28 protein-coding genes and 3 tRNA genes are annotated in these 22,713 nt (G+C 68.0%); 11 read left to right on the top strand and 20 right to left on the bottom strand.

What is annotated here, in order from left to right:
• Positions 1–7: 7 nt before the first annotated feature.
• The gene (locus QA861_RS42195) at positions 8–1,288 is read right to left on the bottom strand and encodes an APC family permease (RefSeq protein WP_334594207.1); all 1,281 of its coding nucleotides are present in this window, start codon (positions 1,286–1,288) and stop codon (positions 8–10) included.
• A gap of 174 nt (positions 1,289–1,462) precedes the next feature.
• Here QA861_RS42195 and QA861_RS42190 point away from each other — a divergent pair, with 174 nt between their 5' ends.
• Entirely contained in the window at positions 1,463–1,729 is a 267-nt protein-coding gene (locus QA861_RS42190; protein WP_334595020.1) for a GlsB/YeaQ/YmgE family stress response membrane protein, read from the top strand.
• Positions 1,730–1,804: 75 nt separating this feature from the next.
• On the opposite strand, the gene QA861_RS42185 is transcribed toward QA861_RS42190, so the two are convergent.
• Positions 1,805–2,293 carry a YajQ family cyclic di-GMP-binding protein gene (locus QA861_RS42185; RefSeq protein WP_164407147.1) on the bottom strand — a complete coding sequence of 163 codons (489 nt, stop codon included), beginning with the start codon at positions 2,291–2,293 and terminating at the stop codon, positions 1,805–1,807.
• Between the two features lie 235 nt (positions 2,294–2,528).
• Between QA861_RS42185 and QA861_RS42180 the strand changes: the two genes are divergently transcribed.
• Positions 2,529–2,610, top strand: a tRNA-Tyr gene (locus tag QA861_RS42180).
• Between the two features lie 174 nt (positions 2,611–2,784).
• Here the strand turns inward: QA861_RS42180 and QA861_RS42175 are convergent.
• From QA861_RS42175 to QA861_RS42110, 14 genes are all read right to left on the bottom strand, one after another.
• Positions 2,785–4,164 carry a tyrosine-type recombinase/integrase gene (locus tag QA861_RS42175; RefSeq protein ID WP_334594206.1) on the bottom strand — a complete coding sequence of 460 codons (1,380 nt, stop codon included), beginning with the start codon at positions 4,162–4,164 and terminating at the stop codon, positions 2,785–2,787.
• Positions 4,165–4,225: 61 nt separating this feature from the next.
• Positions 4,226–4,414, bottom strand: coding sequence for a helix-turn-helix transcriptional regulator (locus QA861_RS42170; RefSeq protein WP_334594205.1), 189 nt, complete (start codon positions 4,412–4,414; stop codon positions 4,226–4,228).
• A gap of 160 nt (positions 4,415–4,574) precedes the next feature.
• Complete coding sequence (locus tag QA861_RS42165) at positions 4,575–5,804, bottom strand: DUF3631 domain-containing protein (protein ID WP_334594204.1); 1,230 nt, start codon at positions 5,802–5,804, stop codon at positions 4,575–4,577.
• A complete protein-coding gene (locus QA861_RS42160) occupies positions 5,801–6,154 on the bottom strand; it encodes a hypothetical protein (protein WP_334594203.1) in 354 nt (117 codons plus the stop codon). The genes QA861_RS42165 and QA861_RS42160 overlap by 4 nt, the downstream gene beginning before the upstream one ends.
• A complete protein-coding gene (locus tag QA861_RS42155; RefSeq protein ID WP_334594202.1) occupies positions 6,151–7,044 on the bottom strand; it encodes a bifunctional DNA primase/polymerase in 894 nt (297 codons plus the stop codon). The genes QA861_RS42160 and QA861_RS42155 overlap by 4 nt, the downstream gene beginning before the upstream one ends.
• Positions 7,041–7,394 (bottom strand): hypothetical protein, encoded by a 354-nt coding sequence (locus QA861_RS42150; protein WP_334594201.1) that lies wholly within the window; start codon positions 7,392–7,394, stop codon positions 7,041–7,043. Before QA861_RS42150 ends, QA861_RS42155 begins: the two co-directional genes overlap by 4 nt.
• Before the next feature lie 86 nt (positions 7,395–7,480).
• Positions 7,481–7,996: a hypothetical protein gene (locus QA861_RS42145; RefSeq protein WP_334594200.1), complete on the bottom strand. Its 516-nt coding sequence runs from the start codon at positions 7,994–7,996 to the stop codon at positions 7,481–7,483.
• A 19-nt stretch (positions 7,997–8,015) separates the two neighbouring features.
• On the bottom strand, positions 8,016–8,483 hold the full coding sequence (locus tag QA861_RS42140; RefSeq protein ID WP_334594199.1) for a hypothetical protein: 468 nt from the start codon (positions 8,481–8,483) through the stop codon (positions 8,016–8,018).
• A 204-nt stretch (positions 8,484–8,687) separates the two neighbouring features.
• Positions 8,688–10,808: an FtsK/SpoIIIE domain-containing protein gene (locus QA861_RS42135; protein ID WP_334594198.1), complete on the bottom strand. Its 2,121-nt coding sequence runs from the start codon at positions 10,806–10,808 to the stop codon at positions 8,688–8,690.
• A gap of 106 nt (positions 10,809–10,914) precedes the next feature.
• A complete protein-coding gene (locus tag QA861_RS42130; RefSeq protein WP_443041692.1) occupies positions 10,915–11,208 on the bottom strand; it encodes a hypothetical protein in 294 nt (97 codons plus the stop codon).
• 26 nt (positions 11,209–11,234) lie between these two features.
• Positions 11,235–11,627 (bottom strand): RRQRL motif-containing zinc-binding protein, encoded by a 393-nt coding sequence (locus tag QA861_RS42125; RefSeq protein WP_334594195.1) that lies wholly within the window; start codon positions 11,625–11,627, stop codon positions 11,235–11,237.
• A complete protein-coding gene (locus tag QA861_RS42120) occupies positions 11,627–12,487 on the bottom strand; it encodes an MFS transporter (protein WP_334594193.1) in 861 nt (286 codons plus the stop codon). The genes QA861_RS42125 and QA861_RS42120 overlap by 1 nt, the downstream gene beginning before the upstream one ends.
• On the bottom strand, positions 12,484–12,750 hold the full coding sequence (locus tag QA861_RS42115) for a DUF6284 family protein (protein ID WP_334594192.1): 267 nt from the start codon (positions 12,748–12,750) through the stop codon (positions 12,484–12,486). The genes QA861_RS42120 and QA861_RS42115 overlap by 4 nt, the downstream gene beginning before the upstream one ends.
• 94 nt (positions 12,751–12,844) lie before the next feature.
• Positions 12,845–13,030, bottom strand: a complete 186-nt coding sequence (locus tag QA861_RS42110; protein ID WP_334594191.1) for a hypothetical protein — start codon at positions 13,028–13,030, stop codon at positions 12,845–12,847.
• Between the two features lie 563 nt (positions 13,031–13,593).
• Here QA861_RS42110 and QA861_RS42105 point away from each other — a divergent pair.
• The 3 genes from QA861_RS42105 to QA861_RS42095 all read left to right on the top strand — a co-directional run bounded on the left by QA861_RS42105 (position 13,594) and on the right by QA861_RS42095 (position 16,021).
• Complete coding sequence (locus QA861_RS42105) at positions 13,594–13,959, top strand: GntR family transcriptional regulator (protein ID WP_334594190.1); 366 nt, start codon at positions 13,594–13,596, stop codon at positions 13,957–13,959.
• A 292-nt stretch (positions 13,960–14,251) separates the two neighbouring features.
• Positions 14,252–15,664, top strand: a complete 1,413-nt coding sequence (locus QA861_RS42100) for a hypothetical protein (RefSeq protein WP_334594189.1) — start codon at positions 14,252–14,254, stop codon at positions 15,662–15,664.
• A gap of 3 nt (positions 15,665–15,667) precedes the next feature.
• A complete protein-coding gene (locus QA861_RS42095; RefSeq protein WP_334594187.1) occupies positions 15,668–16,021 on the top strand; it encodes a signal peptidase I in 354 nt (117 codons plus the stop codon).
• Between the two features lie 70 nt (positions 16,022–16,091).
• Here QA861_RS42095 and QA861_RS42090 read toward each other — a convergent pair whose 3' ends face one another.
• Positions 16,092–16,820, bottom strand: a complete 729-nt coding sequence (locus QA861_RS42090) for a hypothetical protein (RefSeq protein WP_334594186.1) — start codon at positions 16,818–16,820, stop codon at positions 16,092–16,094.
• A 461-nt stretch (positions 16,821–17,281) separates the two neighbouring features.
• Between QA861_RS42090 and QA861_RS42085 the strand changes: the two genes are divergently transcribed.
• Positions 17,282–17,524 carry a hypothetical protein gene (locus tag QA861_RS42085; RefSeq protein ID WP_164319099.1) on the top strand — a complete coding sequence of 81 codons (243 nt, stop codon included), beginning with the start codon at positions 17,282–17,284 and terminating at the stop codon, positions 17,522–17,524.
• Between the two features lie 61 nt (positions 17,525–17,585).
• Here QA861_RS42085 and QA861_RS42080 read toward each other — a convergent pair whose 3' ends face one another.
• Both QA861_RS42080 and QA861_RS42075 read right to left on the bottom strand, forming a co-directional pair.
• The gene (locus QA861_RS42080; protein ID WP_334594185.1) at positions 17,586–18,242 is read right to left on the bottom strand and encodes an SDR family oxidoreductase; all 657 of its coding nucleotides are present in this window, start codon (positions 18,240–18,242) and stop codon (positions 17,586–17,588) included.
• A 101-nt stretch (positions 18,243–18,343) separates the two neighbouring features.
• Positions 18,344–19,597, bottom strand: a complete 1,254-nt coding sequence (locus QA861_RS42075) for an amidohydrolase family protein (protein ID WP_334594184.1) — start codon at positions 19,595–19,597, stop codon at positions 18,344–18,346.
• Between the two features lie 310 nt (positions 19,598–19,907).
• Between QA861_RS42075 and QA861_RS42070 the strand changes: the two genes are divergently transcribed.
• The 5 genes from QA861_RS42070 to QA861_RS42050 all read left to right on the top strand — a co-directional run bounded on the left by QA861_RS42070 (position 19,908) and on the right by QA861_RS42050 (position 21,393).
• A tRNA-Thr gene (locus tag QA861_RS42070) sits at positions 19,908–19,980 on the top strand.
• Positions 19,981–20,026: 46 nt separating this feature from the next.
• Positions 20,027–20,099, top strand: a tRNA-Met gene (locus QA861_RS42065).
• Positions 20,100–20,187: 88 nt separating this feature from the next.
• Complete coding sequence (rpmG, locus tag QA861_RS42060; protein ID WP_003948671.1) at positions 20,188–20,352, top strand: 50S ribosomal protein L33; 165 nt, start codon at positions 20,188–20,190, stop codon at positions 20,350–20,352.
• Between the two features lie 135 nt (positions 20,353–20,487).
• Positions 20,488–20,940 carry an FAS1-like dehydratase domain-containing protein gene (locus tag QA861_RS42055; protein WP_334594183.1) on the top strand — a complete coding sequence of 151 codons (453 nt, stop codon included), beginning with the start codon at positions 20,488–20,490 and terminating at the stop codon, positions 20,938–20,940.
• A 3-nt stretch (positions 20,941–20,943) separates the two neighbouring features.
• On the top strand, positions 20,944–21,393 hold the full coding sequence (locus QA861_RS42050; RefSeq protein WP_334594181.1) for a MaoC family dehydratase: 450 nt from the start codon (positions 20,944–20,946) through the stop codon (positions 21,391–21,393).
• A 66-nt stretch (positions 21,394–21,459) separates the two neighbouring features.
• Here the strand turns inward: QA861_RS42050 and QA861_RS42045 are convergent, their stop codons facing one another.
• Complete coding sequence (locus QA861_RS42045; protein WP_334594180.1) at positions 21,460–22,659, bottom strand: MFS transporter; 1,200 nt, start codon at positions 22,657–22,659, stop codon at positions 21,460–21,462.
• Positions 22,660–22,713 lie beyond the last annotated feature (54 nt).

The following is a 22,713-nucleotide window of genomic DNA, read 5'->3' as shown; positions in this document are numbered from 1 at the left end:
CGTCCTGTCAGTGGTGAGGCCCGGCCGCCGACCCCGAAGCCGACCACCAGCGCCGTACGGCGTACACAACAGCTCCCAGGCCCAGCACCCCCGTGCCCCCGGCCACCGACACCCCCGGAAGCGCGAAAGCCAGCGTCACACAGCCGAGGAGCCCCACCGCCGGCACCACCCGGGCCACCGGCGCCGAACTCAGAGTCCAGGCGGAGGCGTTGGCCACCGCGTAGTAGGCAAGAACCCCGAAGGAGGAGAAGCCGATAGCTCCCCGAACATCCACCGTCGCGGCCAGCACCACGACCACCGCGCCCACAGCCAGCTCGGCTCGGTGCGGTACCTGGAAGCGCGGATGCACGGCGGCCAGGGCACCGGGCAGATGACGGTCACGGGCCATGGCCAGCGTGGTCCTTGAGACGCCCAGGATCAGGGCGAGCAGCGAGCCGAGTGCGGCCACAGCGGCACCGGCCCGGACGACAGGCACCAGCCCGGGCACGCCCGCCGCCCGGACCGCGTCTGCCAGTGGGGCACTCGCCTGCCCGAGCCCACCCGACCCCAGCACGGAAAGGACAGCCACCGACACCGCCGCGTACACCACCAGCGCGATGCCCAGGGCCGACGGGATCGCGCGCGGGATGGTGCGCGCCGGATCCCGTACCTCCTCACCGAGGGTCGCGATCCGGGCGTACCCGGCGAACGCGAAGAACAGCAGCCCGGCCGCCTGAAGCACTCCGCCCACACCCTCGGAGGCCCCGACCTCCAGCCGGCCGGCGTCAACGACATCGGAGCCCAGGCACACCACCACCACGGAAGCGAGGACAGCGAGGACCACTGCCACGATCGCCCGCGTCAGCCAGGCGGACTTCTGGACGCCGCCGTAGTTCACCGCCGTCAACGCCACCACGGCCGCGACCGCCACGGCATGGGCCTGGCCCGGCCAGACATACGTGCCCACAGTGAGCGCCATCGCCGCGCAGGAGGCGGTTTTCCCGACGACGAACGACCAGCCGGCGAGATACCCCCAGAAAGGGCCGAGCCGCTCGCGCCCGTACACGTAGGTACCGCCTGAGGCGGGATAGAGAGCGGCCAGCCGGGCGGACGACATGGCGTTGCAGTAGGCGACCACGGCTGCCACGCCGAGCCCGAAAAGCAGCCCGGACCCGGCCGCGCGTGCCGCGGGTCCCAGGGCTGCGAAGACACCGGCTCCGATCATGGAACCGAGCCCGATCACTACGGCGTCCCCCACGCCGAGGGTGCGCCGCAGTTCAGCGCGCGATTCCGCACCGGGCTGTGTCATGCGACGCACCCTACTGACCGGTGCAACCGTCAGGCATCGCGTTGACGTCGTGTACGGCAACAACGAACCAACAACGCACAATTCGAACGCACCGGCATGAGCGTGACCGTCACGACGTCGCAGATCACAGTGCCGGGACAGTTCGAGCACAGCACAGAGGGGCAGGTTCAGGGCATGAGCATCATCGGCTGGATCATCCTGGGGCTGTTGGCCGGGGCCATCGCCAAGTTCCTGCTGCCGGGGCGCGACCCGGGCGGCTTCATCGGCACGACGGTCATCGGCGTCGCCGGCGCGTTCCTCGGCGGCTGGATCTCGTCGCGCTTCCTCGACCATCCCATCAGCAAACAGTTCTACGACGGCACCACGTGGGCGGCTGCGATCGGCGGCTCGCTGGTGCTGCTGATCGCGTATCGCATCCTGTTCGGAAATTCGCGCGACTGAGCCCGTATCTGATCAGCCGACAGAAGAGAGGGGCGCCCGCCGCAGGCGCCCACCCCTCTCCGACAAACAGGTGGACTACCGGTAGTTCACGAACTGCAGCGCGAACTCGAAGTCCTTGCCCTTGAGGAGGGCGATGATGGCCTGAAGGTCGTCGCGGTTCTTCGAGCTGACGCGCAGCTCCTCGCCCTGGACCTGAGCCTTCACACCCTTCGGGCCCTCATCGCGGATGATCTTCGCGACCTTCTTCGCGTTCTCCTGGGAGATGCCCTCCTCGATCGAGGCGAAGAGCTTGTACTCCTTGCCGGAGAGCTGCGGCTCACCCGCGTCCAGGGACTTCAGTGAGATACCCCGCTTGATCAACTTGGTCTCGAACACATCGAGGACCGCTTTGACCCGATCCTCGGAGTTCGCCTCCATGAGGATCTTCTCGCCGGACCACGCGATCGAGGCACCCACGCCCTTGAAGTCGTAGCGCTGGGAGATCTCCTTGGCGGTCTGGTTGAGGGCGTTGTCGACCTCCTGCCGCTCGACCTTCGAGACGATGTCGAAACTGGAGTCGGCCATGTCCTGTGGCTCCTTGTATGGGGTGCTTGTCGGAATCTGCGAGGTGCGTATCGGCATGCGTGAGGACAGCAGCCGAGCCCGGCGTACGCCCCGGGCCGCATCCGCATAAGCCTAGCCACCCCCTCCCGTCCGGGCGCCGCTCAATCGGGTGGCGAAGCACCCCGGTCCATCAGGTATCGTTTACGTCGTTGCCAAGGAGGACCGCCGAAAAGCGGTTCGAAGGGCAGCAAGCCCTGGCGGTGTGCCCGAGCGGCCAAAGGGAGCAGACTGTAAATCTGCCGGCTCAGCCTACCCAGGTTCGAACCCTGGCGCCGCCACAGTAAGAAAAACCCTCTCTGACCAGCTTCAATGCCTGGTCAGAGAGGGTTTTTCTTTGGCTCTCTCTGCTCGATTCGTCGCGGACGAGGCGCGGACGTGTCTCACCTCGTACCGCCTGTATCCCACTGTTGATCAGTGCGTGTCCCCCAGGTGTCCCCCGGGGGTGAGCATGGTCACTCCGGCTCGTTCCACTCCCGCAGGGCTGCATCGATCCGGCTGTTCGCGCGCTCCCGAGTCTGATCAAGCACCTTGGCATACACCTTGTGCAGTACCGCGATGCTGTGCCCGGCACGCTGAGCGCACTCCATCGCGTCCACCCCTGAACTGAGCCAGAACGACACCCCGGCGTGTCGGAGGTCGTACGGGCGCCGGGCCAGCAGCGAGGACGTTTCCGCCTCGGTCAGCACGTCCTTTCGGGCCTTGGCCCACACCTCCCCGTAGCCGGTCTCCTGTAGCAGGCCATTGCGATTCGTCCGAAAGAGCCGGCCGTCGGGTGCCGTGCCGTGCGTGGCGATGTGTTGCCGCAGCAGACGAACGAAGTGCGGTGGAACCGGCACCGGACGGGAGTCCCTCTTTGCGCGGGCCTTGAGGTGGCGCGTCTCGTGGGCCGTTCCGTCATCGGTCCAGCTTCGTCCGGCCCGGACAATGCCTTGCCGCAAGGTGAGCATCCCCCACCCTGTCTCCGGGAGGTAGCACTGACTCGCGCGCAGTCCGGAGGCTTCGGCGGGACGCATGGCCGCGTAGTACAGGCATCCGAAGAATGCTTCCAGGTGGCGCCCACGGGGGCCCTGCTCACGCACTCCTGCCAGCAGCGCGCGGACCTGGCGAGGGTTGGCGACGCTCTCGGGGTCCACCGCTTCGACCGACTTCGGGGCGGTCCACTTCACGGCCGTGATCGGGTTGACCGGCATGGTGAAGTACTGCTCTTCCACCGCGAGCCCGAGAACGTCGCTCAGGCAGGCGCGCTTGCGCTTCGCAGTGCGTGGCGCCGCCTCTTTCCCGTCCAGCCGTAGGGACAGCGCGTCCAGGGCCAGACGGACGGTTGCGGGGTCTTCCATCGCGGAGACCGGCATGGAGTGCTTGGAGATCCAGGCGAGGGCGCGGGCCACATCGTCCGGAGGCGTCTCGTCCCAGCGCTTCCGGTTGTACGCCCATCCGTACAGTGCGCGCCGCATGAGGGCGGTGTCGGGCATTCCTGTCTTGGTTTTCACGAGTGCGGGAGTGATGGTTGCCAGCGCATCGGCGTAGTTCTTTCGCGACTTGGCCGGCGCCAATGTCCACTTGCGATCGACGTACGCACGGCTGTGTTCGTACCACGTCATGGAGCCCTGCTTGGCGCGCAATTCGGATACGGGCAGGCCGGTTTCCTCATCGAACTGGTCGCCGTGCCGTACGGCAGACATGAGTTCCGAGCGGCGCCCCTCGGCCTGAACCTTGAGTGTGTAGCTCTTGGAATGCTTGCGCTCCCCGACCAGCCAGCGTAGGCGGTAGGGCTTCGGGCGATCCTTGCGAACCTCGATGGAGTAGAGGCGAACGTCGTAGGTCAAAGCCATGTGAACTCCAGAGGGGCCCGCCGGAAGCGGGCCCCTCGTGTCTCGTGTGTGCGGGAGGTGGTCAGGCGGCGGCGTCTTCCATGGACGACCACCACGTGTCGAGGTCGGTGCGCCGGCAGCGGAGTTGGCCGTTGGGAAGCTTGATGAGCTTCGGGGCCAGGCCCCGGGCGCGCATCCGGTAGAAGGCGGCGCGGCTCATCTCGATCTCTTCGAGGACTTCGGGGAGCTTGAGCATCTTGGGGCGGGCCAAGGTGGTGTCTCCTTCGTCTTCTCTCCTGGGGGATCCGCCACGTGCGCCACGCCGCCACATCGCAGGTCAGGGCCTTGATCGTGTGGCGGATAGCGGTTGTGTGGCGGATAGGTGCCGCCACACCCGGACGGTGTGGCGGCATCGGGGTGAGCGGGTTGGGTCAGCCGGTGAGGGTGGGCTGTGTGGCGGTTTCCTCGTGCGTGTGGCGGATGACGGTGGCGGTATCCGCCACGGATGCACCCCCGCTGACCTGCGGTGTGGCGGACGTGGCGGACGTGGCGGATTCTCCGGGGGGTGGAGGGCAGTACCGCGTCCAGGCGTCCGTGAGGTCTTCCGCGTAGTAGCCCTTGGGGAAGCCTGAAGGGGTGCGGATGCCGCGCGGTTTGATCGGCTTGAGGTGGGGGGTGACGTACTTGCCGAGCAGCCGGGCGAGGGTGCGGGAGTTGATCGGCTTGTCGTCCAGATCGCCCCATGGGCCGTCGTCCATGCGCAGCAGGCATTCGATGATCGCGGCCGTGGGCATCCGGTCTTCGCCGCAGAACACCTTGTCGCGCAGGTCGGTCAGCAGCCGCACACCGAGCGAGGCTTCGTCGTTGTCGTGGGCTGCGCTGATCAGAGCGAGGCAGGCGGCGCGGGCCCGTGCGGGCCAGTCGCCGCCGGCCGCGTCCGCCACGGCGAGGAGCGGTTCCCACACGTCGGCGGGGCGGTCGGTGACGCCTTCGGGCATGGCGGGCCATGCGCCGGCGACCTGGTCACTGACGGTCTTGGCCCACTTGGCGAGTCGGTCACGGATGGCGTGGCCTTGTTGGTCGTGGATGCGCTGCCGGTAGCTCTCCACCTTCTCGTTGGGGGCGCGCTTGCGCATGCGGATGATGACGGAGCGGGTCAGGACGGTGTCGGGCAGGGAGCCGAGTCCTGCCATGGCTACGGCGCAGTACGAGCCGAAGACCTGCGCGTTCTGGTTGGAGCCTTCGCCGACGCACCGCAGGGCGCCGCCGATGCGCCGGTATCCGGCGTTCAGGAACCCGCGTAGTGCCTCATCCGCGCCGGCCTTGGGGCCGAAGATGGTGTCCACCTCGTCGAAGAGCACGGTAGGCAGGCCATCGGCGGAGTCGACCAGCCGGTACAGGGCGTTCGCGGACGCGGAGACGGTGGCGACGGGGCGGGGGGTGAGGAGTTCCACGATCTCCAGCGCGCGGGACTTCCCGGAGCCAGGCTCCGGGGACAGGAACGCGATCCGGGGTGTGGTCTCGAAGCAGTCGATCAGGTGGGCGTGCGCGTCCCACAGCGCGACGGCAACGTAAGCGGCTTCGGTGGGGAAGATGTTGAAGCGGCGGTGGAAGGCTTCGACCTCGTTGAGCAGCGCGGCGCCGTCGATGGTGTCGGTCATGCGGCGGCCCTCCCTTCCTGGGGGGTGCGGAGCGGGCAGGTGTCGCGGTGGGCGGTGTGGTCGTCGATCAGGGCGAGTACGCGGGCAGGGCCGAATGCCCGGCGGTCCCGGCCGCACTCGCACCGTGAGGTGGCGGACGGTGTCGCGCCGTACGGCGTGCAGATGTGCAGCCACGCGACGGGGTAACGGCCGTCGCCACGTGGCGCGTTCGGGCGAACGGCAATGGGGACGCCTCCGGCGACTTCCTGGAGGTCGCCCACGGCCGGCCGTGGCAGGGCGGGTTCGGCGGCGCGCGGGTCCGTCGCGGGTCGGGTGATGCTCTTCAGAGGGGGACGGGGTGGGGTGTTCATGCCGCGTCCCGGCGGCGCTGGTTGTGGGCGATCGACCAGTTCAGTGCGCTGCGGAGAGTGGAGCGGCACTCGGCGGCGGTGAGTCCCGCCCTCTCCCCTGCCTCCTGAAGAGCCTGTTCGACCATGCTCCGGGGGAGGTCGCCCCACGCGACGAACCGGCCCAGGGCGCGCGCTGCCCGGAACAACGTGGCTTCGCGTTCCCCGGGTTGGGCCCCGGCAACGTTGCGAGTCTCCTTACCGAGCGCCATGTCAGCGTATCGGCCAGATTGCACCGTTACGGGCCCTGAGGGGGTCTGAGACGGCTTGGGGGCCGGTTTCAGGATGCTCAGTAGCCATCCGGGCACCGGGGCCACCACAGAGCCGCTGGCGGCTTCGTAGGGTCCGGTGGGGGTGCGGGAGCCGGCGGCGACGACGTAGCCGCCCCACGCCCGGGTGTCGATCTTTGGAGCCAACGTGCCTTTGGTGCTGGGCAGTTGGATGCCGGGCGGGGTGGTGAAGTACAGGTGCATGCCGCCGCTGGGGGTCCGCACCCGGTAGGTGTCGGGCACTGGGTGTCCGGCGCGCTCGCAGAGCGCTTGAAAGGACGTCTCGCCGTCAGGCGTGCCCTTATCGTCTTCGGGCTTGGGCATGTCGAGGTCGACGACGACCAGCCCGGAAGGACCGGTGGCCAGGGCGATGTTGCCGGCGCTGGTCTCCCAGCAGTGCCGGATACGGTGCGGGTCGATGCTGGCCCGCTGCTCCCACTTCAGGTGTCCGTGGGTGCAGTCACCGGTCTGTCGACAGCGCTCGGCGCCGTGCAGGCCGGGGTACTTGGTGCCGGGACGCAGGGGGAAGACGTACCAGCCACGCTCGGCAGCGGCCAGAGCGGCGTTCAGCAGAGGGTTGTTCATGCGGCGGCGCTCCCGTCCGTGTCGGCCCACAGGCTGAGCACACGGGTGTTGAACGCGTCCTGTGCGGCGGCGAGGGCGGTGCGGTCGCCGGTGCGCATGGCGGCGAGGAGGGCGGCGGCTTCCGGGGTGGGCCCGGGGGTGGGCACGCCGTCCAGGTCGCGGGCGAGGGTGTGCAGGAGCGAGTGGGTGAGGTACGGGGCGAGGAACATGCGGTGTTCGACCAGAACGAGCGGCGGGCCCACGGTGACCAGGGTCAGGACGGTGCTGCCGTCCGGGCGCGGCTCGGTCCGGGCGGTGACCACCCTTTCGGTGCCGTCGGGCAGTCGCGGGTGGATGCTGCGATCGGTCATGCTGGAGACCTCCAACAGGTCTGCTGAGGACTGGTTGGCAAGGGCGGCCCCGCGCTTTGGCGAGAGGGGGGCCGCCCTTGGTGTAGCTACTGGTTGTCGGCCCAGTGGGCGTATTCGTGGCGGACGTAGCCGCGCGGGTGGGCGAGCGCGGCCGGGTCGCTGCTGTGGTCGATCTCGATGAGTCGGCGGGCGGCGTTGGCCGCGATGTCGTCCGTGCCGTTGGGGACGCCGTCCGCCTCGTAGTCGAGGGCGATGCGGTCCATGAGGGCGGCTTTGCGCAGCCAGTACTCCCGGTCCGTGTCGCCGTGCGGGTTCTCGGTGAGCGTCCGGGCGGTGGAGGCGGTCCACGCGATCTCGTAGGGGATGGCGGGGGCGGTGGCGTAGGCGTCTTCCGGTGTGGGCCACGCTGTCGGCCCCGCCTCGGTCCGGTCCGTCTCCTCGGTGGTGGGGTCGGTGTGGTGGTTGGCCCTGACGTAGAGGCGCTGCCGCTTGCTGTCACGGGTGGGGTAGCGGGTCACGGTGCCGGTCGTGAAGGTGGCGTCCAGTGCGGCAACGACGCGGTCGGTGTCGGCCGGATCGCAGATGACGCGGATCTCGAACACGGTTCTCCTTGTGGGTTGTTCAGCCGTGGAAGTGGTTGCGCTTGATGACGGCTTTGCGGATGTTGACCGTGGTGCCGCCCTTGTGGCCGCTCGCTCCGAGGATCTGGACGGCGATCCAGCCGCCGAAGATGACGGCGGCGAGGGTGATGAGCTGGGTGATGAACGCGGTGAGGGCGGCGATGAACGAGGTGAGCAGCAGCAGCCCACCGCACACTGCGAGGAACCCCACACCACCGAGCGCGACGTTCACCGCCGTACGCGAGACGGCCGGCGGGGCCTGGACCGGTTGGGGGTGGACGGGGTTGATGGCGTAGCCGGTGACGACCCGTCCGTCCGGCAGGACGATGCTCGCGACCGCCGGGACGCTGCCCGGCTGGACGGGAACGAGCGGCGCCGAAACGGCCGTGATGGCGGGCTGTATGGGGGTGGGGTAGTGGACTTCCACGGCCCGCTGATCGGGCGCGTGGCGGGCAGGCTCGGGGTACATGCGGAATCCCTTCCGGCGGTAGGCCAGGGAGGCAGGGACACCCCCTTGGGGGTGCGCTGTGGAGGGGGTTTCAGGGGTCTGACCTGGAGTGCCTCCCTGCCTCCCTGAGTGATCATTTGTGCAGGTCAGATAGAGGGAGGCGGGTCAGGGAGGTGGTCAGGGAGTTCTCCCTGCCTCCCTGACCCGCCGGGGGTCGGCTCCCTGTCATTCAGCGGCGGAAGCGGAACCCTCGCCGTCGCGGTTGGTGATGGCGCGCGAGACGCGCTCGGCGCCGACGACCATGCGGCCGTCCGACTTGTACGGCTCGGCTCCGTGGGGTTCCAGGGCCCGCTTCAGGTCGCCGTTCGTCCAGCCGCCGTAGATGTCCGCGTCCAGAGCAGCCAGCCGCTGGAGAACCTCCTGCGTGAACAGGCGCGGCTTGTCTCCCAGCACGGTGGCAATGTCGGCGAGCGCGTCTCGCTGCTCGCCGCTGTCGACCACGCGCAGGGTGGTGACCCCGTCCCGCATGGCCTTGGCGCGGACGATGATGGCTTCGGCCGCGTCGTCGTCGATGTAGTGCGTGCGGACCGTGATGGACGCCTGCCCGGCCGGGATGGCGATGCCGGACGACGCGAGAACCAGGGTTCCCTGATCCAGGCCCGGCCGCAGCATGTTCGGTGCGGCGCCCCCGTCAACGGCCTTGTCCCCCAACGCCATCCGCGCCTGAGACTCCGTACCGAGCGCGAGTGAGGCACGCGTGTGGGCGCCCTCGCGCACGAGCTTGGGAAGGTTCTGGTCGGTGGGGTCCTGCGTGCCCTGCCACATCAGCACGTTCACGGCACGGCCCTGGTTGTGAATCTTGCGCACGGCCATGAAGTACCGCGAGGTGGCCTTCGAGCCGCCGTAGGGGCGCTTCTCGTCGTCGACGACCGGGCACATGAACGCCATCTGTGCTTCGTCGACGATCACGATCAGGGCGGGGAACACCGTTCCGGGCGGGGCCTGGATACGGCGGTTCATCTCCTCCACCGCGTCTTCGACCATCTCGGTGACCTGGATGACGTGGTCGTCGGTCGGGCCCTGGATGAGCACGTTGGCCAGGCCGTCGAACATGTTCCAGTCGCCGACGCCCTTGAGGTCGCCGATCCAGAACTGCACCGACTTGTCCAGGGCGAGCCAGAGAGCGAGGGAGCGCAGGGCGACGGTCTTGCCCTGGTTCGACAACCCCGTGATCAGCAGATGCCGCTGATACACACTCAGCGCCGCCATGTCGCCACGCAGGTCCTGACCCCAAGGGGCGCGTCCCTTGGTGTAGTCGGCGATCATCGTCTCGTCGGTGACCAGCGGAGACGGCCCGATCGGCTCGTCCAATGCCCCCGAGTCGGCCACCCACAGCCGCACCGTACGCGCGGCGACCGGGATCGTGATGAACACCTCGTGCTCATGCCGGGACAGGTTTTCGGCGAGCTTGCGCCGCTTGCCCTGCACCTCGTTCGTCGACACCCCCGAAGGAAGGGTGACGTCGACTTCCACGCCGCATCCGGCGATCCGGATCGGACCGAGCATCGAGGCGCCGGCGTCGCCCATGTCCTTGATGGCGTTGCGCAGTGCGGGTACTCCGAGGTCGCGCAGGGCCTTGACGACGATGGACGGGGTGACCGGTTCGCCCTCGCCGTTGCGGACGTTGGCGGGCAGTGCCCACTGGGGTGCGGCCTGCTGCTTGCTGCCCACGGTCCACAGCGCGAGGAGAGCGAGGAGCGGTCCGACGACGATGGCAGTACCCCACGTCACCTGCACGATCCGAATCAGCAGAGCGATGAAGTCGATCGTCGCCTTGAGCGGGGTGATGACGTCGGTGACATCGTGGTTGTTGATCGCCATGACCACACCGAGCGCGACCAGCACTCCGATGCTCACACCGACACCGACCCCGATTCCCTTGGCGACCTCAACGGGCGCGTGCAACAGGTCCATGCGGCGGTGGTGGCGAGCCTGCCGGAACCGCTGCAGCCGCTCCTCCCACTCCTCAGCCGCTTCCAGGTTTCCGGCTGCTTCCGCCGTACGCATCATGCGTTCGTAGCGGGCGCCGGTCTTGCCGTCCCACGTGCGGCGGGCCACGATCCGGCCCCCGTTGAACGTGTAGAGGCTGTGACGCGCCACCGCACGAGCGGCGCTCCGGGTGTTCTCGTGCGTGACGGCGGTCTTGACGGCCCGTCCGGAGCGCACCCACAACGGCACCAGGGGTGCGGGCGGGGCGTCGGGCACCACGGTCAGCACCGTGGGGGCCACGTCCGGCACGGGGCCGGTGGGCGGGGTTTTGACGAAAGAGATGACGTTCTCGGTCATGCTGGTACTGCTCCTGACTGCCCCCTGTCTGGGGGCGGGAGTGGGAGAGAGAATGCCGGGGTGCCTGTGTCCGTGGAAAGAGGCGGGCACCCCGGCGCCGGGCTGGTCAGAACCAGCCGGAACGCTTCTTGGCCGCCTTCTCGCGGGCGGCCTCGGTGATGAGTCGTTGCTTCTCGCCGTGCAGGGCGGTCAATTCGGCGGTCAGCCGCATCTCCGCGTTGACCGTGGTGGTGTCGATCTGCTGCTCAGCACGGGCGGCGGACTTGCCGCGTACGACCTTGTAGGAGCCGCCGGCCAGGGCGCGGGCCATGGCCCGACGCTCCGCACCGTTCAACGGCCACGACTCACCCCGCTTCAACGCGGCGAGCTTGACGGTGACCTTGTGAATCTCACGATCCATGCGGCGGATCTCAGACTTGGACACGATCAGCCCTCCATCGGGGTCGGTTCGGGGAACGCGCACAGCACGCACATGCCGAGCGACGTCGGCATGCAGTAGCTGTAGATCACCCGGCAGTTCGGGCACGTGCGGCGGGCCAGCATCGCCAGCGCGAGGGCGCCCCACTTGCGGGACGTCATCGGCCGTACGGGCTTGGCCAGGTCGATGCGGTACAGGTAGGCGACGCGGACCCCGCCGGTACGGCGATTCGCCCTCATGACCTGCGCCGCTATCGGCTGACCCCCCGGACGCAACCCCCGCGCCCGTAACTGCCGGCGGGTGGCGAACTCCTCGTCGTCAGGGGCGAACTTCCAGGGGAAGGTGGGGATGCCGTAGCGGGCGCCGGTGGGGTCGAAGCACTTGCCGTAGGCGGCGGACATCAGGCAACCCGCTTCCATGCCGCCCGCAGGCGAACCTCGGATGCGGAGTGGCCGCCGGCGCGGAAGCGGATGGCCATCTCGCGGTAGGACAGGGCGGGGGTCTCGCTGTGCCGGATCTCGTCGACCAGATCGTCAAGTTCCTGGTCGGTGAGCGCGGGTACCGCTTCCAGCGAGCGCGTTCCGATGGGTTGTGTGGGTCCCCATACGGGGAGTTCCCAGCGGGGTGTGACGTCGGGTGTGACGCGGCTCGTCACGCTGGTCAGCGCCCTGCCGGTGTCGTCACCGTTGCGCGCTGCTTCCAGCGTCGACCACGCTCCGGCAAGGGACTTGGCGGTCTTGGCCTGGACGCGTGCGACGCGCGCCCCGGCCTGCGTCACGGCCGTCAGCCGCGTCTCCTCCGTGCCAGCCTCAGCCCGCAACCGGGCACGCGCCACGGCCGCTTCATCACGCGCCTCCTGCTGAATGCCCCGGATCGCACCGAGCGCGGAGGGGGTGAGCGCGGTCCGCTCCCACAGTCCGTGAACCAGCCACAGTGCCTTGGCGGCGATCGGGAGCCAGGCGACGGCCAGCCATGCGCCGGTGCCCTGTTCGGCGGTGAGCGCGTGGGCGACCAGGACGCCGACCGCGATGAGGCCGAACGACCAGCCGACGGCGGTAACGGTGGCGTTGTGGTCGCCTTGGGCGGCGAGGCGGCGTTCGTAGGCGAGGGTGGCGAGCCAGCCGCCGTCGATGCCGAGTCCGACGACCAGGGCGACGGGCCACGGCACGGCCGTGCGCAGCCACATCAGGACCACCGCGAGGGTGAGGACCATGGATACCGCCGTCATCGCAATGGCGGGCAGAACGGTCTTGGCCTTCACGCGCCCACCTCCGGGGTGATCGGCGCGGCCGTGTTGGCCAGCGTGCGGCCGGCGGCGAGGACCTTGCGGCGGGCCCGGCGGATCCGCCGCACGTCCAGCTCGCTCGGGGTGCGGTCCATGGTGATGATCTGCGCGTCCAACAGGTCGACCTGCGCGAGGATCAGCGGCATCTCGCGGTCGATGGCGTCCAGCTCGGCGGCTGTCGGCTCCATCCAGTCGGCGAACGCGGTAACAGCATCCTGAACAGTGACGATGTGCTTCATGGGTCGTGATCTCCCTAGTAGGTGTGACGGCCCGAAAGCACCCCCGGAGTTACAGCTCCGGGGGTGCGCCGTTTGATGGGGGAAGGGGAAGGTGTCAGCGGCGGTTGGTGTGGCCGTTGACGTCGTTGATGCGGGCGCTGTGGGGGTAGCCGTCGCGAAGACGGACCAGGCTGAAGTAGCTGCCACCGACACCCGTGATCCGGTGCCACTCGCCCTCGTACCGGACGTCCGTACCGACCTGGTCGTCATTCGGGTGCGGAAGGTTCCTGTACCGGCGCATCCGGTCTTCCTCTCGTTGGCGAACGGAGCTTGCGCGGCTCCCCGCGCCCCGACCCGTACGCACCCGAGAAGGGGAGCGGACGGATCGGAGAGGCAGCCGGCCCGCAGCACAAGCGCGCTGCGGAACAGGGATGGACCGGGGATGTACGGCACCGTCGTTCGGCCCTCACGACGGCACCTGGGTATGGCGTTGACGCATCACGACTCCTGTTGGTCGGGCAGATCAGGACCTGCGCGGAAGGTGGAAAAGCACTGCAAGGCAGACCCGTGGTCTGCACTCTCCGGCCGTTGCACGCGGTCACCGGGCCACCTCGCCAGTCGGGCCGAAGCCCTGATCTCTGGCCTTTAGCGGGTCTTGCAGCGTTCTCCCGCCCTACGCATTCGTGCAGGTCAAACCAGCTAAGACAGCTCCACCCCAACTTGCGGAGGGGGCTTTCCTGCAAGCGATCCATTGCGCCCTGAGGCGCCCTGGTGCGCCTTACTCTGGCATCGAGTCGACGGCCGGTCAAGGCCTCCGACTGATGCGCCCTAGTGCAGTTCTGGTGATCTTGGTACGGTGGTCAGGTGCCGATCAGAAGAGACGACCCCAGCCCGCTGCACCTTCAAATTGCAGAAGAATTGCGGCAGCGAATTCGAGCTGGCGAATTTGAGCAAAAGAGTTTTCCTTCGCTCCGATCCCTGGCTAAGCACTACGAGACCGCGCAAGTTACGGTGCACGACGCCGTCAAAGTGCTACAGCAGGAAAAGCTGATCGCTTCGGTGAGCGGAAAAGGGACCTTCGTTCTCCCTAGAGGGGAGAGCGCTACGGCCGGAGCCAATGAGCCCGAAGACCTTGCGGAGCAGGTTGCTTCGTTGCGCACAGAGCTTGAAGCCGTAAAAGAACGCCTTAGTTCTCTCGAAAGCGCTGAGAGTCACCGTAAAGGTCCCTGAACTTTGACTGGTTGTGCTTCCGTTTCTTCATGGGAAGAGTCAATCGCACGGCTCGGTAAACCAACATGAAGCGGCAGTGCAGTCAGAATGCAGCCGGAGTGCAGACCACTGACAGCAGGGGGATCAGTTGGACGTCGTAGACACGTGGACCGGCCAAAACGCAAGCGCGCTCAAAAGGGCGTTTCGCGAAACAAACGAAGGGTTCGCCGGCCGTCTCGGAACATCCGTAAGGACCGTCGCTGCGTGGAGTGCTAGCCCAGAGTTGGTCCCAACGGCAGAGATTCAGCGCGCCTTGGACACAGTGCTTTTTCATGCGGCGCCTGACGCCAAGGCGCGGTTTGCCTTGCTGGTCGGGAGTCGTCAAAAAGACGGAAGCGAGCAAGTCGCCGCACGTCGTCAGACGCCTGCGCATCAACGTTTGGCGAAGGATCCTCACATCGCGGCTGCCCTGGCCTGGCTCGAATCGGGATTCACTTGGGCGCCCGGGAGCGCACGAGAGCGAGTTGCGGAAGAGCTTGACGCGTTGGATCCCCGCGCCATGGAAGCGCAGGATCAGCGACTCGCGCAGGTGACTCGGGAACAGGCCGCTGCGGCGGCACAGCGCTACTACCGGGCGGGGTTCGGTCAATGGCGCCCGTACAAGGCTCAGGTGGCCGGACAGGTGCTTGCGACAACCATCCTGACGCAGGATGCGTGGTTGGACCTGGCGCAGCCGGTAGGCAGCGGGCAGGATAACTTCCACTTTCGGCCGGACGTGCGGCATCGGACGAAGCTCAGTCGCAGTGTGGCGGAAGAAGCGGCGCGAAGTTTGGCGGAATCCATGGAAAGGGGTAGTCAGATTGTCAACTCTGAGATCTATACCCTGACTTCTCTGGATGTTCAGCCTGGGATTATCTCTGGCAGTGTGGGAGTCGTCGATTTTGTGGAGTTCGCCCTCACGCTCAATCTCTTGGAGAGTGAGCTTATGCGATCGATCGCCACTGGAGAATCAGACCGACCACCAGTCATGCCGATACGAGACGAACTTCTGCCAGATTTGGCGACAGTCTTGGATTTCGCTGGACGTGTTTGCGCGGGCGGAGCGCTGGCCCTAACTGCAATCGCGCGGCCACGTGGACGTGGGCATGACTCTGACTATCTACTCCTGATCCAGGAGCGGTCCGGCAGCGTGCTCAACGCGAATCGACGATTGGCGGTCATCCCCAAGGCTTTCCATGGGCCGATGGCTGACTATGGTGAGGATGCTCGCTTCTCAGCAACAGTCGAGCGAGAGATGGAGGAAGAACTCTTCGGGCGGACCGATGTGGACTCCACCGCAGGCGAGCAGCTCCATGCTGATCCGATGCACCCCAGCCTCTTGTCTGACCCCATGCGTTGGCTCATGGACCGGCATGGAAGCGATGCATGGCGGATGGATTCCACGGCTGTGGGGATCAACCTCGTGAGCGGCAACTACGAGTTCGCGAATCTGATCGTTATCGATGACGAAGAGTGGTGGGTCAAGTACGGGGGACAAGTTCGAGCGAACTGGGAATCGAGTGGGCTGCACCGATACTCCAGCCTGGATACTGCGCGGCTGGAGTCGCTGGCACTCGACCCGCGCTGGAGTAATGAAGGTTTCTTCGCATTTACCCAGGGATGCCGACGGCTTGCCGAAATTGGCGGGCAACGTGTTCGGATTCCGTCCATCGAATTGGAGTCTTAGGTAATGGCTGACAACTGGTATACGGGCAATGCGAACGCCGATGCTGACCAGCATCGAGGCTGGCTTCTGGGGCATTTCATCGACCCCACGCATAGTGCGGTGCGTCAGACTGGGGCCCTGGAAGTGAAGTGGGGTACCCACCCGGCCGGCGAGCAGCGGCCGGAGTGGGTGGCCGATGACCAGCGAACCACCATGCTTCTCCTCGTCAGTGGCAGGTTCCGGCTAGACCTCAGCGTGGGTAGCGTCACATTGGAGAAGCAGGGCGACTACGTGGTGTGGGGGCCCGGCATCGACCACTCGTGGCAGGCTGAAGAAGACTCTGTAGTCGTCACCGTGCGCTGGCCGTCCATCGCCTGAAACCGCTGCGGGAAGTCCGCGCGAGCCCGTCGCTTGGGGCCGTTTGAGAGCGGGTCAGGTGGTCCTGCTCTCAACACTGGCCGGCTGAACTTGGAGACGGCTCTCTCTGGAATCCGAGTACCGCAGGTCTGTCTGTAATTCTCCTGGATTCCTGCTTGACGATACGGCCAAACTTCAAAAGGGGATCGCTTGCCTTCGGCTGAAGTTCTTCGCTTGTACGGAACCAGACCTGTCCGTGAGAATCTACGAAGTCGACCGCATCGGCCCTGACCTCGTACGGGCCGCCCGCTGCGGGAAACGTATAGACCTTTTCCCCATTCAGTTGTCGATATCGAACATTGCTCAGCTCCACCGGCAGAATGGAGCATGGCCGCAGGCTGGGAATGGGAAGATAGAACACTCTGAATTCCGCAGCGTCGTTATTGCGGACGCCCATAATGATGACGACGCTGGTAACAGGATCGGGAGATCGGTTCATGACACGGACGACCGGCTCGCCGAGGCTGTTGTATTCCACCCAGAGTGCGATTCGCTCAGCTTGGCTCTTAGCTTTATCCGCAGCGTCTTCCTTCGATTGCGAGAGTTGGTCGGCGGAGACCTTGGCCTGGTAGTAGGTCGCGACCCCGGTGAAGGCGAGAGTGGCAATGCCGAGGACTACGCCGACGATTGTCGCTGCTCGATTCCAGTCGAAGCGGCGATACCATCGAGTCTCAGGCGGAGCTGGACGTGTCCGGATACGGTCGGGTCGCGGGAGCCGTTGTGCCATGCCAATGCGCCTGCTGCGCGGTGAATCACTCATGAGCAAGTGTCCCCTTGGTTCACGATTGTGCAGCAGGAGACGCGTGCCATCGTTGTTTGGATCCCAGCAGGGCAAGGGCCCACCTCGGCCGACAGCAGGGCGAGCCGTAGAAGCCTGTCAACGACAGTGCCCACCGCAGCACGGAGGGCAGATGCGGAGCGATCCACCGTGCCGGGCGGAGGGCGGCTCCTGATCGAAGAACGCCACACCTCAGCGCAACCGCTGGTTCCGGCACGGAGGGGGCGATTCCCCCAGGTGTCCCCCAGTGGCGGCAGGTGCAAGGGAAACCGCAGGTGGTAGGCGGTGGACGCGGCCCGCTGTAAATCTGCCGGCTCAGCCTACCCAGGTTCGAACCCTGGCGCCGCCACATAGGGAAGGCCCTCTTTTCTCTGCGATTTCGCGGGGGGAAGAGGGCCTTTTTGTTGTGGGCGGGCGTGGTGGTCATGAGGGAGAGTGGCCCCATGTCATCGCTGTCGCGGCCGTCGTTCGTGTCGTCGTCCCGTCGCCGGAGCTGTCCCGAGTGCCGGCGTGAGATCGCTGTCGTCGCCGGAAGGTTCGCGCGGCACGATCCGCAGGGGGCCCGGGGGAGTGGTGAACTCGTCTCGTGTCCGGGGTCGCGGCGGCAGGCGGAACTCGGGGCGGCCCAGCCGTCGTTGGACGGGTACGTCCAACCCGAGTTCCCCGGCCAGTTGCCGCTCTTCTAGGTGCCGGTGCCGGTCCGGGGCCTGGGCCCACTCCTGGTGGCCCGGTCCCCCAAGCGGTTGCCTAGTTCCCCGCCACCGACTTCACCGCCACCGAAACCGGCGTCGAGCCGCCGATCAGCTCCAGCGTCAGGCCCGCGGTCGCCGGGGTGTCCAGGAGCTCCGTGAGGACCGCGGCCACGTCGTCGCGAGGGACGGCGCCGCGTCCCGTGTCGGCCTCCAGGCGTACCCGGCCCGTGCCGGCGTCGTTCGTGAGGGCGCCGGGGCGCAGGATCGTCCAGTCGAGCCCGTCCAGGCCGCTGACGTGGGCGTCCGCCTCGCCCTTCGCCCGCTGGTAGACGTCGAAGACGCCGTCGCCCGGGTGGGCCGGATCGGCGCCCATCGACGACACGACCACGTGCCTGCGTACCCCGGCCCTAACCGCCGCGTCCGCGAACAGCACCGCCGCTCCCCGGTCGACCGTGTCCTTGCGGGCCGTGCCGCTGTCCGGGCCCGCGCCCGCCGCGAAGACCGCCGCGTCGGCGCCCCGCAGCAGCGACGCGACCTCGTCCACCGAGGCCGACTCCAGGTCGCACACGACCGGTTCCGCGCCCGCCGCCCGCAGGTCGTCGCCCTGTTCGTGGCGGCGGATGATGCCCGCGACCTCGTCACCGCGTGCGGCGAGCAGACGCTCCAGCCGCAGCGCGATCTGACCATGTCCTCCAGCGATGACAATGCGCATGCCTTCGACCGTACGCCCCGCCGAACCTGTCCGCCGAACCCGTCCGCCGCACAGCCGCACGACGTCCGTGCGCTCTGCCGAAGTGTCATGCTTCTCTCACCTCACGACAGCTCCGTACGCCCCTGTCGCGGCAGGTCCGGCGCTGCCGCCGCCGGGGTGTCGCAGTACTCACGTACCGCGCTCGTCCGTGCCACAACGCGCCCCCTGTGCACCACGATCCTGCTGTAGGCGAGCGACAGCACGCCGGCCAGACGGTCGCCCCGGACCGCCAGCAGTTCCGCCGGGAAGCCCGCCTCCACCCGTACCTCCGGCAGACCCAGCGCCGCCCGCGCCGACGTGCTCACGGCGTCGTAGGCCTCCTCCGGGCGCAGGCCGTGGCGGGAGGCGAGCAGGTACGCCGCCTCCAGGGGGTCCCCGCGGCCCACCGGGTTCGACACGTCCCGCAGTGCGCCGCTGCCCGCCGCCACCCGCACCCCGGCCGCCCGCAGCAGCCGTACCGGAGCCGTGGCGCGGCGTTCCGCGCCCCCGCAGCCGCCCTGGGGGAGGCAGGCCACCGTCACACCCGCCGCCGCGAGCTGGTCCGCGGCCCGGGAGGCGACCTCGGCGGGCAGGCGGCCGAGGCCGCCGCAGGGGCCGATGGTCACACCGGGGCGCAGACCGCCCGCCATCGCCGCGAGGCGGGCCAGCCGGGCCGGGTCGTCACCGTCCGTGTGCAGGTCCACCGGGCAGCCGTGTTCCGAGGCGACCTCCAGGACCGCCTCCACGTAGCCGGTCGGATCGGGGTCGCGGTCCGGGCAGCCGCCCACCACCGACGCGCCCATCTTCACCGCGTCCCGCAGCATCGCCAGCCCGTCCGCTCCGGCGGCCCCGGTCAGCACGCGCGGCATCGCCACCGCCGTCAGCTCGGCGAGGCCGCGCAGCGCCCGCCGGGCCTGCAGCACGGCGGCCAGGGCACCCAGGCCCGGTACGTCGCCGATGCGGACGTGCGAGCGCAACGCCGTCGCCCCGTGGCCGAGTTGGAGCAGAGCGGCCTCGGTGGCCCGGCGCTGGACGTCCTGGGGGTCGTACGAGAGCGGGCCCTCGGCGTCGGCGGACAGAGCCGTGTCGCCATGGGCGTGCGGTTCGGCGGGGGCCGGCAGGAGGAGGTAGCCGCCGAGGTCCACGCGGGCGGCGTACGCCCCAAGGCTGCCGACCGTGCCGACCGCCTCGATACGACCGCCACCCAGCCGTACGTCCACGGTCCGGCCGTCGGTGAGCCGCGCCCCGCACAGCAGGAGGGCAGCCGGATCCCCGGAGGAAGCCGGTGACGAGGAGGAGGACGAGGAGTGGGGCGGCTGCGGTTGGCTGTCGGGCATCGCGCTCCTGTGGTCGGGGGCGGCTGCGCGCAAGCGGGGACACAAGATCACGCAGAGTGAGACGAGCCTAGGGCGGCCGTCCACCCCTGTTGCGGAGGAGCGAAATAGTCGTACCGGTGTGGTCCGCCGGATGGCAAAGATCGCTGGCGAGGGGGTGTGAGAGCGGTTGCGGGAGGGAGTTTCGAGGCTGCTGGGGGAGCGGTTTTCGAGGTGCGGGCGGAGCGCGGAACGGGGGCCGGAACAGGCCGGGGCGGCTGCCGCGAAACGGATTTGGGGGACGGCGGGCGAGCGTGTAATGTCTTCATCGCTCGCCCCAATAGCTCAGTCGGTAGAGCGTCTCCATGGTAAGGAGAAGGTCTACGGTTCGATTCCGTATTGGGGCTCTGGTGCGAGAGGTCCCCGTCGCAAGACGGGGCCCGATCGCATCACAGCGGTGTAGCTCAGTCGGTAGAGCAAGCGGCTCATAATCGCTGTGTCACCGGTTCAAGTCCGGTCACCGCTACTGACAGTAGCCGATTGCGGGGTCGGTCCTTCGATCGGCTACTCTCGTATGCGTTCATCGTCCCATCCGTTCGTCAAGGAGCACTCCTGTGGCTGCCACCGACGTCCGCCCGAAGATCACGCTGGCCTGCGTGGAGTGCAAGGAGCGGAACTACATCACCAAGAAGAACCGGCGTAACAACCCGGATCGACTGGAGATGAAGAAGCACTGCCCGCGTTGCAATGCGCACACCGCGCATCGCGAAACGCGATAATTCAGGCTCGTACGTCGAGGCCGTCCCCTGTTGGTTGGGGGGCGGCCTCGCGTCGTTAGACCAGCCCACCAGCTGTGAACCATGCGGTCGCGTGACCAGTGCGACTCAGGATGCGATTCAGGAGGTTGCGAGCCCATGGCGCTCGACCAGTCCTTCGTGGGGCGGTCCTATCCGCCCACCGAGCCCTATGAGGTCGGCCGGGAGAAGATCCGCGAGTTCGCGGAAGCGGTGGGGGACACCAACCCCGCGTACACGGACCCCGAGGCCGCCAAGGCCCTAGGTCACGCCGATGTGATCGCCCCGCCCACTTTTGTGTTCGCAATCACATTCAAGGCGGCGGGAGACGTCGTGGCGGACCCGCGGCTCGGCCTGGACTACAGCCGGGTGGTGCACGGCGACCAGAAGTTCGCCTACGTCCGCCCCGTCCGTGCGGGTGACCGGCTCAGCGTCACCTCGACCATCGAGGCCATCAAGTCCATGGCGGGCAACGAGATCATCGACATCCGCGGCGAGGTCCACGACGAGGCCGGCGAGCACGTCGTGACCGCCTGGACCAAGCTCGTCGCTCGCGCGGCCGAGGAGGGCTGACCCATGACGGCCAATTCCGCGAACGATTCCGCGAGGATCTCCTACGCCAATGTGGAGGTGGGCACCGAGCTGCCCGCCCAGACCTTTCCCGTGACCCGTGCCACGCTCGTCCGGTACGCGGGCGCCTCCGGGGACTTCAACCCCATCCACTGGAACGAGAAGTTCGCGGTCGAGGTCGGACTGCCCGACGTCATCGCGCACGGCATGTTCACGATGGCCGAGGCGATCCGCGTCGTCACCGACTGGGTCGGCGACCCGGGAGCGGTCGTCGAGTACGGCGTCCGCTTCACCAAGCCGGTCGTCGTCCCCAACGACGGCCAGGGCGCCACCATCGAGGTCAGCGGCAAGGTCGGGGCCAAGCTCGACGACAACACGGTCCGCGTCGATCTCCTCGCGAAGTGCGCGGGCCAGAAGGTGCTGGGCATGTCCCGGGCTGTCGTCCGCCTGCGCTGAGCACGCCATTTCGGAGATTCTTGCTTCGGCTTCGGGTAAGGGGCGCTCGCCAATTGCGGGCGCCCCTTACTCGACCTCTTCTTTGAGAAGAAACAGCCTCGGTACGAGCGTGAAGAAGGCCAGCACCGCCAGCAGTTCCACGCCCGCCGCCGTCAGCAGCGTTCCCGGCAGGGACCATGTGGTCAGCGGTCCGGCGAATCCGGCACCCACCGCGAACCCGGTGATCTTCAAACTGGCCCCCGTCGTGAAGATCTGCCCGCGCAGCCGCTCGGGCGCCTCCCGGTGACGTACCGCGAACAGAGCGGTCAGCTGCGGCCCCTCACCGACCCCGGCGACCAGTACGGCGGCCAGGACGAGGAACGGTCGGCCGGTCGCCGCCAGCGCCAGTGCCGCCGACTGGAACAGAGCCCCGGCCCAGACGAGCGTGTCCGGGGCACAGCGGGGCGGGAAACGGGCCAGTACGGCGTTCGTGGTGAGCGCCGAGACGGCTGTGCAGGACAGCAGCATCGTGCCGTGGGCGGCTCCGCCGAGCACCCGTTCCCCGAGCAGGGGTACGCAGGCGATCAGCATGCCCTGGCCCGTGCAGGAGAGGACCGAGGTGAGAGTCACCCGGGCGAGCGGTCGGCTGCGAAGGATGTGGCGCGTGCCTGCCAGGAGGTCGGCGGTCACCGAGCCTTCGGCCCCCACCGCTGATACGGGAACTGCCGGCAGGCCCCACGCCACGGGCAGCGCAAGCCCGATCAGTGCGACGGACACGACAACTCCCCCCAACGCCCCAAACAGCTGTGCGGCCATTCCGGCCAGCGCAGGTCCGGTGAGGCCGGCGACGCCGTACGTCATCGCGTCGAGGGCGTTCGCGTGGGGCAGGGTCCCGGGCGGGACCACCCGGGGCAGCTGGGCCGTCCAGCCGCCCGACAGCGCCGGTCCGAGGAGGCCCGGGGCCACCGCGACCAGGACGACGATTGGCAGCGGCACACGGCCGAGTACGGCCAGGATCGCCACCAGGCCGGTCGCGTAGAGGGCCAGCGCGACGGCCAGCAGGCGGCCTGGTCGTACCGCCCGGTCCAGGAGCGCCCCGAGCGGCGGGCCGCCGACCGCCGCCGCGATCGTGATGCCCGCGAGCAACGCCGACGCCTCGGCAGCCGACCCCGTGATCGCGTACCCGGCCAGCAGCAGCGCCGGCCCCGACATCTCGTCGCCGGTGCGGGCCGCCGTCGCCCCGGCCAGATACGCCGCTGTCGGCCTGGTCCCGTGAAGCCTCTTCATTCCAGCGACGTTAGGTAAGTAACTCAAAACTCTGCAATATGCGTTACATTCTCT

Origin of the sequence: Streptomyces sp. B21-083 (assembly GCF_036898825.1) — a bacterium.
Classification (GTDB): domain Bacteria; phylum Actinomycetota; class Actinomycetes; order Streptomycetales; family Streptomycetaceae; genus Streptomyces.
This window is presented reverse-complemented; position numbering and strand designations above follow the sequence as displayed.